12 protein-coding genes are annotated in these 13,473 nt (G+C 45.9%); 1 reads left to right on the top strand and 11 read right to left on the bottom strand.

The features are described 5' to 3' along the window. Window positions 1-3 precede the first annotated feature (3 nt). The 4 genes from I2H87_RS01820 to I2H87_RS01805 form a co-directional block, all read right to left on the bottom strand. Window positions 4-1,479, bottom strand: coding sequence for an FGGY-family carbohydrate kinase (locus I2H87_RS01820; RefSeq protein WP_195609223.1), 1,476 nt, complete (start codon window positions 1,477-1,479; stop codon window positions 4-6). A gap of 78 nt (window positions 1,480-1,557) precedes the next feature. Beyond that, window positions 1,558-2,490 carry a transketolase family protein gene (locus tag I2H87_RS01815; protein WP_022151365.1) on the bottom strand — a complete coding sequence of 311 codons (933 nt, stop codon included), beginning with the start codon at window positions 2,488-2,490 and terminating at the stop codon, window positions 1,558-1,560. Window positions 2,491-2,492: 2 nt separating this feature from the next. After that, a complete protein-coding gene (locus tag I2H87_RS01810; protein WP_195609196.1) occupies window positions 2,493-3,368 on the bottom strand; it encodes a transketolase in 876 nt (291 codons plus the stop codon). A 4-nt stretch (window positions 3,369-3,372) separates the two neighbouring features. After that, on the bottom strand, window positions 3,373-4,773 hold the full coding sequence (locus I2H87_RS01805; RefSeq protein ID WP_195609195.1) for an L-fucose/L-arabinose isomerase family protein: 1,401 nt from the start codon (window positions 4,771-4,773) through the stop codon (window positions 3,373-3,375). 171 nt (window positions 4,774-4,944) lie between these two features. On the opposite strand from I2H87_RS01805, the gene I2H87_RS01800 reads away from it, so the two are divergent. Next, entirely contained in the window at window positions 4,945-5,952 is a 1,008-nt protein-coding gene (locus I2H87_RS01800; protein ID WP_022151362.1) for a LacI family DNA-binding transcriptional regulator, read from the top strand. A 16-nt stretch (window positions 5,953-5,968) separates the two neighbouring features. Here I2H87_RS01800 and I2H87_RS01795 read toward each other — a convergent pair whose 3' ends face one another. The 7 genes from I2H87_RS01795 to I2H87_RS01765 all read right to left on the bottom strand — a co-directional run bounded on the left by I2H87_RS01795 (window position 5,969) and on the right by I2H87_RS01765 (window position 13,465). Then, window positions 5,969-6,391 carry an arsenate reductase ArsC gene (locus I2H87_RS01795; protein ID WP_195609194.1) on the bottom strand — a complete coding sequence of 141 codons (423 nt, stop codon included), beginning with the start codon at window positions 6,389-6,391 and terminating at the stop codon, window positions 5,969-5,971. Between the two features lie 29 nt (window positions 6,392-6,420). Beyond that, window positions 6,421-6,753 carry a thioredoxin family protein gene (locus I2H87_RS01790; protein WP_195609193.1) on the bottom strand — a complete coding sequence of 111 codons (333 nt, stop codon included), beginning with the start codon at window positions 6,751-6,753 and terminating at the stop codon, window positions 6,421-6,423. 16 nt (window positions 6,754-6,769) lie between these two features. Further along, window positions 6,770-7,783, bottom strand: a complete 1,014-nt coding sequence (locus tag I2H87_RS01785; RefSeq protein WP_195609192.1) for a permease — start codon at window positions 7,781-7,783, stop codon at window positions 6,770-6,772. A 77-nt stretch (window positions 7,784-7,860) separates the two neighbouring features. After that, window positions 7,861-8,166 (bottom strand): ArsR/SmtB family transcription factor, encoded by a 306-nt coding sequence (locus tag I2H87_RS01780; protein WP_022151358.1) that lies wholly within the window; start codon window positions 8,164-8,166, stop codon window positions 7,861-7,863. A gap of 210 nt (window positions 8,167-8,376) precedes the next feature. Continuing rightward, window positions 8,377-9,795, bottom strand: a complete 1,419-nt coding sequence (locus I2H87_RS01775; protein WP_195609191.1) for an MFS transporter — start codon at window positions 9,793-9,795, stop codon at window positions 8,377-8,379. A 27-nt stretch (window positions 9,796-9,822) separates the two neighbouring features. Further along, entirely contained in the window at window positions 9,823-10,785 is a 963-nt protein-coding gene (locus tag I2H87_RS01770) for a flavodoxin family protein (protein ID WP_022151356.1), read from the bottom strand. A 286-nt stretch (window positions 10,786-11,071) separates the two neighbouring features. Then, on the bottom strand, window positions 11,072-13,465 hold the full coding sequence (locus I2H87_RS01765; protein WP_195609190.1) for a GH39 family glycosyl hydrolase: 2,394 nt from the start codon (window positions 13,463-13,465) through the stop codon (window positions 11,072-11,074). Window positions 13,466-13,473 lie beyond the last annotated feature (8 nt).

Genomic DNA, 13,473 nt, shown 5'->3' with positions numbered 1-13,473 from the left:
CTGTTACAAAATCGATACGACGGCTCGTTTCCAGCCGTTCCATTTTTTTATCCGCAATTCTTCGTCCATCTGCGGATGATATGCCGTCCTTTTGATCTGCTCCGTCACATCTGCCGGCAATATGCCAAGCACGATCCCTGCCGCACATGCCGCGCCGATCGCGGACATTTCTTCCGAATCGGATACGAGGACTTCACTGCCGAGCATATCGCTCTGGAACTGCATCAGATATGTATTTTTTGTAGGTCCTCCGTCCACGCGAAGAGACTCCGGACAGATCCCGGCGTCCGCTCCCATTGCATCGACAACGTCCCGGATCTGATACGCAATGCTTTCCACACAGGCACGGACGATTTCTTCCCGCCCGGTCGTCCTGCCGATCCCGCTTAAGGAGCCTCTGCATGCGCTGTTCCAATACGGCGCGCCGAGTCCGGTAAATGCCGGGACAAAATAAAGATCGTCGTCTTTGACTGCCGCCCGGCATAAATGTTCGGTCTCTCCGGCGCTGTCGATCAGTCTCACCTGATCTTTCAGCCAGCTGATCGCCGCTCCCGTATAATTGATATTCCCCTCCAACACATACACAAGTTTTCCGCCTAATTTCCAGCCAATCGAGGAGACAAGACCGTTTTTGCTTCGGATCGGCGTATCGCCGGTGTTCATCATGATCGACGAACCGGTTCCGTATGTCGCTTTTCCTGTTCCCGGAAGCAGACATCCCTGTCCGAACAATGCCGCATGAGAATCCCCCAGCACGCCGTGGATCGGAACCGGATGCGGCAGGAGTCCCTCAAAATCCGTCATCCCGAAACAAGAATCCGAATCACATACTTCCGGAAGCGACGACGTATGGATCCCGAACAGCCCACAGATCTTTTCATCCCATTTTAACTCGGAAAGGTGAAAAAGCTGTGTCCGCGATGCATTGGAATAATCCGTCTTGTAAGAAAGACCTCCGGTCAGTTTGTACACGAGCCAGACATCCATCGTTCCCATACACAATTCGCCCGCCGCTTCTTTTTCTTTCGCGCCCTCCGTATGTTCCAGAAGCCAGGCAAATTTCGCCGCCGGAAAATACGGGGACAATTTCAATCCTGTCTTTTCATAAATTTCATCGGCATGCGCTTCTACTTCCGGACGCGCACAGATTTCTTCGGCTCGCGCGCACTGCCAGACGACCGCATCCGCCATCGGACGTCCGCTCTCTTTTTCCCAGATCATACTCGTCTCGCGTTGATTGCTGATCCCGACACCGGCAATCTGTTCGGCTGGGATCTGCGCTTTTTCCAGCAGAGTTTCTACGACCCGGATCGTATTGGCATAGATTTCCTCCGGATCGTGGGAAACCCAGCCTTTCTCGCTTATGATCTGCCGATGGGACAGATCGGTCCGAATCAGAAGCTGCCCGAAGTCATCCAGCAGGATCGCTTTCGTTCCCTGCGTGCTCTGGTCGATCCCGATGAGATAACGCGGCGCCATGTCCTGCCTCTTCGGCTGCAGTCCATCGGATTTCCGGCCCGTCTCTTTCCTGTTTTCAATCATCACCATTTCCTCCGATCAGTCCAAAATCTCCCGCACTTTCGCTGCGATCCCCTCCGCGTTCAGACCGTAATGATCGAATACCTCTTTCGATGTTCCGGTGATGACCGGTGCATCCGGCAGAGAAAGGTTCACCACTTTTTTCGGACAATGCTCCCCGACTACCTGCGCGACCATGGAACCGAGTCCGCCGAACGGCGCATGTTCTTCCACCGTCACGATTGCTTTCACATTCTTCGCTGTCTCGATCACAGCCTCACGATCCAGTGGTTTCACACAGTACATGTCCAGTACCCGGACGGAAATGCCCTCCTGCCCCAACAGTTTTGCCGCGTCTTTTGCCGGTTTTACCATCTCGCCGCACGCCACGATCGCCGCATCACTTCCGTCGCACACAACGGTCGCATGATCCATTTCAAACGGAACGTTTCCCTCCTCATAAACCGGATCGACCGCATTTCTTCCGACCCGGATATAAGCCGGTTTTTCATCTTTCAATAATGCCTTTGTCAACGCTTCGGTCTGATATGCATCGCTTGGAATGTAAACGCGCATATTCGGGATCGCGCTCAGCGCCGCAATATCCTGCGCGGAATGATGGCTCATGCCGAGCGCTCCGTAACTGACGCCGCCGCTGATCCCGATCAGTTTCACATTCGTGTCGGAATATGCCACGTCGATCTTGCACTGCTCATAGCTTCTCGTGGAGAGAAAACACGCGGGAGAGACCGCATATGCTTTTTTCCCGCATTTTGCAAGACCTGCGGCAATACTGACCAGATTCTGTTCTGCGATTCCGGTCTCCACGAACTGCTCCGGGTAGTTTTGAGCAAACGGTGTGAAAGATCCGCTTCCTCTGGAATCGCTGCACAGCGCCACGATATTTTTATCTGTTTTTGCCGCTTCCATCAGCACTTCGCAGATCATCTGCTTATTCGCTGTATTTCCCATTCCTAAAATGCCTCCTTTGCCCGTTTGAAATCTTCCATGATCTGTGTATATTCCTCTGCACTCGGCACTTTGTGATGCCAGGAGACTTGATTTTCCATCACGGAAGATCCTTTTCCTTTGATCGTGTTGGCGATCAGCATCGTCGGTTTCCCTTTGACGGTCTTTGCCTCCTCAAATGCGGCATGGAGTTCGTCAATGTCATTGCCGTCTGCCACATCGATCACATACCATCCGAAACTGCGGAACCGTTCGCACAGATCGTCGTGCGCCATCACATCTTCCGTATTTCCCGAAATCTGCAGCCGGTTCCGGTCTACTATTGCACAGAGATTATCCAGCTTATAATGGCTTGCCGCCATCGCGCCCTCCCAGACGGATCCCTCCGCCAGCTCGCCGTCTCCCATCACGGTATAGACCCGATACGTTCTTCCATCCATTTTTCCGGCTTTCGCCATGCCGACACAGACCGGAAGCCCGTGTCCGAGAGAACCGGAATTCATTTCGATCCCCGGAAGTTTATTGTTCGGATGACCGATGAATTTCGAGCCAAATTTACTGAACGTGCGGTGCAGTTCTTCTTTTGAAAAAAAACCTTTCTCCGCAAGCACGGAATAATAAGCTTCTACCGAATGCCCTTTACTTAGCACAAACAGATCTCTGTTTTTATCCTCCTGATTTTCCGGACTGATATTCATCTGTCTGAAATACAGTTCCACAAGAATTTCCATCACACTCATGTCGCCGCCGATATGCCCTGCTTTTCCGGCGCAGATCAGATCGACCGTGTCTTCCCGCAAATCATATGCCAGTCTTTTCAGATTCTTTTCCGCTTTTATCTGCTCATATTCCGCTCTTTTCTGCCCGTTTTCTTCTCTCATCCCCTCATTCTCCTCTCAGATAAGCTTTCACTTCTTCTTCGATCGGATCATAAAGATCCGGTGCGACGCCGATATATTTGCATGCTTCATACAACACCGGAACAACGTCTTTGTGGATTCCGACACAGTGATGGATATACGGTCCCTCCACGATCTTCGCTTCCAGACGTTTGATGTTCTCCACTTCCACCCAGAGATACGTTCCCATTCCTTTCGGTCCGTCCACGCTTTTTGCACGTCCGAGCAGCAGCGAATATTCTCCGTTGTCACCGTCAAATCTGCACAATGTCACATCCCCGTGTTTTGCTTCGGCTGTCAGGCTTCCCGGATGATCAAACGCAAGCGGATAGGTCAGTTTTGGTTTCTCCGCAGCTACCGATACCGGCCATGGTCCGCAATGCTGCAGTAATTCTCCGTTGTCCAGATCCGGATGGCGGATCGTCCAGTCCGCGAAGAAGCTGCGCACTTCTCCCATCCCGGCCGCTTCCACAAGCAACGCCGTCACAGCTCCGTGAATGTCCGTCTCACAGACGACCGGAATGCCCTCTTCATTTAAAATCGCATTGGCTGCGCAAGGCATGATCCCGATTTCCGTCTGCAATGCATTCCAGCACTGGATCGCCGCTGCCTGACATCCGTATTTTTCCACGAGGTTTTTCATTGCCGCCGCAAGAGCCGCTACATTTTCCACCTCATTTTCTTTGATCTGCACTTCCATCGTCTCATGGATCACATCGAGCATTTCATTTAGTTTTGTCTTTTCCTCTTTGACTGCCTTGATCTCTTCAATGAGTTCCGTCATCGGGATCGGCGACAACTGGATATTAAACTTCTCCAGCAGCTCTCCCTCGTTGCACATCGTCGTCCAGAAATCGAACGGACGCGTCGAAATCTGCAGGATCCGGATATTTTTAAATGTTTTTGCAACATTGCAGACTGCCAGAAAATCCCGTACGCCGCGCTCGAAGACCGGATCACTCAAACGGCAGTTCGTCAAGTATGTAAACGGCACCCGGAATCGCCGCAGCACCTTTCCGGTCGCGAACAAACCGCACTGCGTATCGCGAAGACGCTCCCCGTTTGGTTCCGGGCGCTCGTCCAGCGGTCCCCAGAGCAGTACCGGAAGTCCGAGCCGTTTTGCCAGTCTTGCACAGACATACTCGGTTCCGAAATTGCAATGTGCGAGCATCAGACCGTCCACGCCCTCTTTTTCAAATTTCTCCGCGATCTTCTCCACATCCTGATCGTCATATAAAAGACCCTCTTCGTTGATGTCCGTGATATCAACAAAGTCAATTCCAAGTTCCGTCAGCCGGTCCGCGGTCAGTCCGCGGTATTTGACCGCATCCGGCGCGCTGAAAATACTTCTTCTTGTCGGTACATAACCTAATTTGATTTTTTTCATGACATACTCCTCCGTTTGTCTTATTTCTGTTTCGTTTCCTAAATTATAGATTTTTATCAACTTAATATCATCATACTATTAAGAATATTTTACTTAATTTCAAGCTTAATTCTTGATTTTTAAGGGATTTTATTTGATAATGAAATAAAACATTTCCAAAGGAGGATCAAGATGTCGATCACAGCAAAAGAACTTGCCAAGAAACTGAATCTTTCCGCGGCGGCCGTCTCTATGGCTTTAAACAACAAGCCCGGTGTCAGCACCGACACGCGAAGACGGATTTTAGACGCCGCCGACCGGTACGGTTATGATTTCACGCGCATTACGGAAAAGCAAAATGCCGCCGGAACGATTTATCTCGTCATCTATAAAAAGCACGGCGCGATCGTCGATGACACGCCGTTTTTTTCACAACTTTCCGAGGGGATCACCGACGCCTGCCAACAGTCCGGATATAAATTAAAGATCCTCTATCTGCTCGGAGAAAATGACGAACTGCTGCCGCAGATCGAAGAGATCCAATATTCCGACTGCATCGGGATCATTTTGCTCGGAACCGAAATGCAGAAAGAAGACGCTCTTTTATTTCAACATCTTTCCGTTCCTTTTGTTCTTCTGGACACTTATTTTGAAACGGTCGCCTGCGACTATGTGCTCATCAACAACGTGCAGGGCGCTTACCTTGCCACAAGTCATCTGATCAAAAAGACGCGAAAGCAGCCCGGATATTTAAAATCCTCCTACGCCATCGGTAACTTTGCCGAACGCAACTCCGGGTTTTTCAAAGCGGTGCGCGCCTACGGCATGTCCTCATCCAAAAGTATCGTTCATGCGCTTACGCCCTCCATCGACGGCGCTTACGCCGATATGAAAGAGATTTTAAACGCAGGGGAAAAGCTCGCTCCTTGCTATTTCGCCGACAATGACCTGATCGCAGTCGGAGCCATGAAAGCGCTGAAAGAATACGGCTATCGGATTCCCGAAGATATTGCGATCGTCGGATTTGACAATATTCCGATGAGTACCATCATCGAACCGGCGCTCACGACCATCCATGTCCCGAAGCAATATATGGGAAAGATCGCGGTACAGAGACTGATCACATTATTGACAGAAAAAGGGACGCAGCCGGTCAAGATCGAGATCTCCACACAGCTGGTCGAGAGGAAGAGTGTATAAATACGGATTGTTTCATCTAATCACTCTCTGTAATCAACTCTCCCTTTTCTATTTTCTCTGTCAATTCGAGGATTTTTGTGTGGATTGAATGGATTATTTTTGAAAATTCAGCATCATTTTTCCCCGTAGGGTCATTCAATCCCCAATCCTCTCTATATTTGCACGGTATAGCGGGACATTTCACATTACACCCCATCGTGATCACAATATCTACCTCCGGTATCTCTGATAACAATTTAGAATATTGTGTTTCCTCCATGTTGATCTGATACATTTCTTTCATTAGGCGAACTGCATCTTGATTGATCTGAGGCTTTGTTTCTGTGCCTGCGGAATAACTCTCGAAAACATTTGAAGAAAGATACTTCCCCAATGCCTCCGCAATTTGGCTGCGACAGGAATTATGCACACAGACAAAGGCTACTTTAGGTTTTTTCATAAATGAATTACCAACCTTTCTTCGTTTTATTATTTGCCCAATAATGCTTTTACTTCGTCTACGTTCAATACTTTTCCATAGGATATTACTTCACCATTCAACACCAATGCAGGTGTAGACATTACTCCGTAACTGGCGATTTCTGCAAAATCTGTAATGTGTTCAATCTCATAATCTAATTGAAGTTCCGATATTGCTGTTCTAGTTGCTTTTTCCAATTCCATACATTTTGCACAGCCCGAACCTAATATTTTAATGCCTTGCTCTTGTTTCTTGTTTTCTGCATTTTGCATTGTTTCTGATGTACAATTCCCACCACAACAGCATGATTTTGTTTCTTTTTTCTTTCCAAATAATTTCATTTCTTATTCGCTCCTTTTAAATAAATAACGTACTAAAAATATTAAAGAGATAACCTACAATAATAATGCCAAACGTACAAATGGCAATAAAAAGGGTCAATAGTTTAGGCTTTACCGCTTTTTTCAGCATGATCAAAGACGGTAAACTCAATGTTGTTACAGCCATCATAAATGACAAGATCGTACCTAATTGTGCACCCTTTGAAAGTAATACTTCTGCTACCGGAATTGTACCGAAAATATCAGCATACATAGGAACTCCGACAAGAGTGGCTAAGATAACACCAAACGGGTTATTGCTTCCCAAAATATTTTCAATCCATGTTTCAGGTATCCAGTTATGGATCATTGCTCCGATCCCCACACCGATCAAAATATATGGAAATACTTTCTTAAATGTTCCTATAACTTGTTCTTTTGCATATTGAACTCTGTCCTTTTTGGTTAAAGCAGGAGATTGAATATCCACATTACTCGCATTTTTCACAAAATCTTCCACATATTTTTCCATGTGCAATTTTTCAATTAAAGTACCGCTAATTACAGCGATTATCAAGCCTACAATCACATAGGCAAAGGCTACTTTGGCCCCGAAAATACTCATTAGCAATACAAGACTTCCCAAATCAACCATAGGTGAAGAAATCAAAAAGGAAAACATTACCCCCAGCGGTAATCCCGCACTTGTAAAGCCTATAAACAACGGGATAGAAGAACATGAACAAAATGGCGTGACCGTTCCCAACAATGCGGATATGATATTTGCTCCGATACCATGAAATCGCCCTAAAATTTTCTTACTTCGTTCAGGTGGAAAATAGCTTTGAATATACGAAATACCGAAAATCAGTAAACATAATAAGATCGTGATTTTGATTACATCGTATAAAAAGAATTGAATACTTCCACCTAAACCACTGTTAATGTCTAGCCCCAGCAATGATAGTCCATTACCAATTAAGCCATTCAACCATTTCATACCTAATATCTGGTCTTGAAAAAATAACCATATTGAATTTACCGCTTCCAAAAAATTCCCTCCTTTACATAATATATCAATTTTTTTTGATGTGATAAAGTTATATAAAAGCCATCTTTCGATGACCTTTATTTACAACAATTCGGTTGATTTTCAGTATTTGGTGTTGTTAATTCCATCAATCGTTTTGCCGCATATTCACTTCCGCTTTTACTTAGACTGTAATGCGTCCATTTCCCCTCTTGTCTTGCATTGACCATACCGGAGTCGCAAAGTATTTTCATATGGTATGATAAAGCCGATTGTCCTATATTCATGTTTTCAATCAGAACACACGCACATTTTTCCCCACTCTTTAAGTAGTCTAAAATCGTAAGTCTTTTTGTATCACAAAGAGCCTTAAAAATTTTCACATCTTTAGAAAAATCAGTCATCGTTATCGCTCCTCACATCAAAATATTTTGATGTATATATCATAAACCTTACATAGAAGTTTGTCAATAAATCGTATCAAAATATTTTGATATAATATCCGCCGTCTGTTGACATGCTCACATATGAAAAGTCCTGCAAAGAGCCTTATCATCACCAATGACGATCTACACTCTTTACAGGACTTTTCCCTTTATAATTTCTTATTTTTCTTATTCAGTTACTGCTGCTTTTTCTTCCTGAGCTGCTGCTTCCGCTTCTCTTTTTGCTTTATCTCTTGCAGTCAGTCTTTCACGAACACCGTCCATGTATCCCGGTTTGTCCAGTTTGTACATAGCCAGCGGGATAATTCCAATCAAGAATACAAGTCCCGGAAGTAAGTTTGCTGCAATGTTGATACCCTGCTGGATATGCGGTGTGATGTCAACACCACCCTGATATCCGAATGCTCCCATAACTACAAGGAACAGAGAGTTTGCAATTGCTGTTGCGATCTTAATAGCAGTTCCCTGGAATGAGAATGCCATACCATCGTTTCTATATCCGTATTTGTCATCGAAATCATCGATGGCATCAACCATCATACCGGCTCCACACGGTCCTGCTACATATCCAAGTCCGTAGTATACAAGTACAACGAAATCAAATACGATATTTTCATACGGTCCGAAGAAGAGGATGATCAGCGCGGATCCCTGGATTACCATGGAAAGGATCGCTGTATTCTTCTTTCCGAATTTATCGATCACCTTTGGTGTGAACGGCATGATCAATGTTCCGACGATCATCTGCATCATCATAAAGATCGTGATGAATGCAAAGTTCTGTACGCAGTGCAGATAGAAATATACCGCCACGGAAATACGTCCAAGAATACCAAACATATTAAAGAATGAATAGAACATCGCACATACAAGGTTCTTGTTCTTGAACACCAGTTTCAGACCATCTATGATTCTTCCCTGGTCTTCTTTCTTTACGGTAATTCTTTCTTTTGACATGATTGCAACTGCCCAGAACATCGGCAGTGCAAGTAATGCCAGCAGAATTGCCGTAGACTGATACCCTGCGGCTTCATCGCCTTTACCAAACCAGAGAACCAGTTTCAATACGAACAGATTGAGGATAATCTGACCAATCGTCATACCCATCATCTGTGCCGCATTCAGTTTGTTGATCTCTTTTGGGTCACGGGTCATAACAACCGGCAAAGCCAAATACGGTACGTTTGTTACTGTGTAGGACATTCCCAGTCCGATATAAGTGATATACGCGTAAACCAATTTTGCCGGTCCGCCGAATCCCGGTACTGTAAATGTCAAAATCGTAAAGATTACGAGGAAGATCGCACCTACGAAAATGTAAGGTCTGAATCTTCCGTATTTTGTATGCGTACGCTCCATCAAAGTTCCCATCATCGGGTCATTGATTCCGTCCCATACTTTTGCGATCAACATCAACAGCGCTACTGCTCCGGTACCAAGTCCGAACACGTCTGTGTAGAAAATAGACAGATATGTACTTACCATTGTCCAGGAGAGCTGTGATGCAAAGTTACCCATTCCATATACAAAATAATGTTTTGCAGTCAACGGCGCCATACTGTATGCATTTAATTTTTGTTCTTTCATGATTCCCTCCATGTCATTCCTTTGACATTACATATTTGCAATCGTCTCGTCAAACTTTTCGTATTTTTCCATCATCTTCGGAAGCGTATCTTTGTTGGCAACCAGCTTCGGTACGCAAACCTTGATCATGTTCTGGATTTCATTATAATGTTCGTAAATTCCGATATTTGTATTTCTCGCACGCGCGATCTCTTTCTCGGACCACTCTACCTTCACCTTGTCTCCGTCCACGGAAAGATCTCCCCAGATACCGCAGATCGGGCATTCTACATGTGTTGTTCCGTTCATGCTCAACAGCGGATTGTGACATACCGGACATACGCCCTCGTCGCCTACCCATGTATCTACTTCGTCGTACGGTTTTCCGAGTGATTCCGCAACTGCTTTTCCGAGTTCCGCACATTTCTCCATCAGCGCCGGGTCAAACAGCGGATGACCGGTTCTTCCCTGATCGTACGCGTCTACATGTCCCACACATTTCATGCAGAAAGAGAAACTGAACAGATCCAGCATCGGAAGACCTAAAGATACCCAGTTGTGAGTCTCAGCTCCGCCTACGGAAATAAATCCGGTGTAACGGTCTTTAAAGTATCTCGGATCCAGTTCCGGTTTACCTTCCGCTTTCCGTTTTTTGTTCTCCTCGATCAGAGCTGCACGGTCGTGAGACGGTCCGAAACGGTCAACGAAGTTCTTAAACTGTCCGACGATTCCGACTGCATATACCGGTGCGGCAATGATGATTCCGTCCGCTTCCAGACATGCCTCCTCGAGAATGTGATAGTCATCTTTCATACAGCAGTGGATCTCTGTCTCCCCGTTGTCACGCATACGGCTGCAGTAATCGCAGGCACGGCAGTGTCCGATGTCCATGCGGACAGTGTTGATGAACTGTACGTCAGCGCCTGCTGCCTTTGCTGCAAACAACGCCTCTTTCACCATGACGTCACTTCTCTGGTTCTTTCTTCCGAAAGAAATCCCTAATACTTTCATCTTGTTCCCTCCATAAATCTAACTTGTTTCTTATGCCTATTAATTTACAGGATTCGAGTATTTTTTGCTTTCCTGTGCATGACGTGATACGGCCGTAATATTTGTTATCTTTTTCACCAGCAAAAAGGTGGGGACAAAAAACATTGCACATTTTTTGTCCCCACCTTTTCTTGTATAGACAACGAGCCAAAGTCCGGGCTTGCCCGAGACCTTGGCGACTGCTTACAATCCCGGAATGTGCCTTTTGGCACTTCCGGTGATTTTAAAACAAATCATCGTATTTCATTCAAAAATCATATCGATACTGAATATCAAGCAGTCGGATCTCCTGCTCCAAAAGCACATATTCCAATTTCAGCTTTTCCTGATCGACTACGATATTTTTCATTTCCACACGAGGCGATGCGCTCCGTTTCAGATATTCCATCTCGTCTTTCGCAAGCCCTTTTGCATACTCCATCCGTTTCCAAATATCCTGCGCGCTTCCATTTTCTCTGTTAATATAGAAGCATTTCACAAGATAACTTCCGTTACGCACATGATCCAGTACGAATTTCAATTTGAGAGGTTCGGAATCTTCGGTATAATTATTTAAATCTTCAACTTTGATCTGATCTTCTTCCGTAAATACATACTGGGAAGACAGTCTCTTGAAATTGTGACAGGTGATCACATACCGTCCCTTTCCGTTCGTCGTCGCAAGCAGATTTTCCTCCTTTGCAATGACATTCGGCAGCAATTTATTCAAAAAGACAAACGCATAATAAGACGGCTTTGTAACTCCGTCTCTGGAGATCAGACCGGAATCCCCGTTTAAGATCATATCCGTATCGTAATATTCGGAATAAACATCCAGCGCATGCCAGTACGCCATCAGATCGATATCGCCTGCCATATCGATGCAGTTTTTCACGATATATGCGCCTTGCTCACAACTGTCGTTCAAAAGATTCCGATTGGAGATCGTAAAGTTCCACTCGTCAATATGAAATTCCGGAACATCAAATCCGGTGCTCTTCATCATATCTTTCATAATCGCAACTTGATTCCGCATGTAACTGCTGTCAATGGATTTTCTGCCGTAACGTTTTCCATTTTCATAAATCGCAATATACTGATAAGAACAGAACGAAAGGAAATCCGGCTGTATCTCCCGCTCTTTCCATTTCAGAAATACGTCCTTACACCAGAGCGTTTCAAATCCTAAGATAAATCCGGCGCCGCCCACGCGGATTTCCGGCGAGATGGATTTCAATGTCCGATAAATCACTTCAAAATAAGGGAAATAAGTCCCATCTTCCTCTGCGATCCGGTGTTTCGGGTCGTTCCAATATTCAAAATACCATCGTTCCAGTTCTTCTGCCCCATACCGATTGGCAAGATGCACGCAAAGCGCCCGGATGATCCCCTGAAATGTATCATAAGTATACATCCCCTGCTCTTCCATTTCCCGCACGCTCCGCTCCGGCGTATACATAAACAGCGTCGGTTTATGCCCCAGTTCCAAATACGGCGTCCATCCGTTTTCCAATAGGAAGTCCAGCACAAGATCCAGTTTCCGGAAATTGTAGCCGTCCTGTCCGTCGAAACACTCCTCCCGCGACAATATATTCCAGATACGCGCATACCGAAATCCTGTTTTCCGCTTGATCTCCCGGAGCTGTTCCTGTACTTCCGACTGCAGGATCGTGTACGCGTCTCCGACACAGATCGCACGGCTGGCGATCCCCCGCATTTTCTCGTACTTTGTCACGTCCATCCGGCAGACACGTCCCTCTTTTGCCGCAACTTCCTGCTTTTGTTCCCGGTAATTCAGATATTCTATGATCTGCGTCCGCTCGCTCTCCGCAAGTTCGGTCTGTGTCTCTCCCAGATTTTCCTCTTTCTGCATCTTTTTCCGGTATTCGCTCGGCGCTTCCCGGTAAATTTCCCGGAATGCTTTCGTAAATGCCGCCGACGTCGGAAAACCGTTGTCCAACGCGATCCGCGTGATATTTTTCTTCGTGTATAGCAGTTCGTCTACCGCATGAAATAGCCGTACATTGTTCAGATATTCCATAAACGTCATACTAAGATGTTTTTTGACATATTTCGACAAATACGCATTGGAAAGATAAAGCCGGTCTGCCAGATCGTTCAAGCTGATCTGGCTCTGATAATTCGCCTGAATATAATTCTGGATCTGCTGGATCCTGATCCTGTCCTGAGAATCTTCCATATGAAGTCTCGAGTCGTCCGCTTTCACAAGAAAATTACTTGTCAGGATATAAAGCGCCTCGTAACACAGAGCATTCAGATGAAGCGCGCCTTTCTGCTCCCGCTCAAAATGCCGTTCCAATATCTTGTCCAGCGTCTTTCTGAGATCACGGTACGCCTCGTTCCGGTCCGCCACGGTATTACACCAGAATAACAACTGCAATGTCCCCAGCTCTTCCGCCAGCAGATGAAAGTCAATTTCAAACCGGGCGCCTAAAAGTTCTTCGCTTCCGATCATCTTGTGCCGCTTATTTGCGTTGATCACGATCATATCTCCGTGTTTCAGGACAAATGACGCATCATCGATCTGCACTTCAAGCGTTCCTTTCAGCACATAGAACAGTTCCGGGTTCTGGTGATAATGTGTGGAGATCTCATCATTCTTTATAAAATGGAACTGCATCAATTTTCTTTCGTTTTCCATCTTTCGTT

The organism is Mediterraneibacter glycyrrhizinilyticus (assembly GCF_015560805.1).
Lineage (GTDB): Bacteria > Bacillota > Clostridia > Lachnospirales > Lachnospiraceae > Schaedlerella > Schaedlerella glycyrrhizinilytica_A.
The sequence above is the reverse complement of the archived record's forward strand: the minus strand, read 5'-3'. Positions and strand labels throughout refer to the sequence as shown.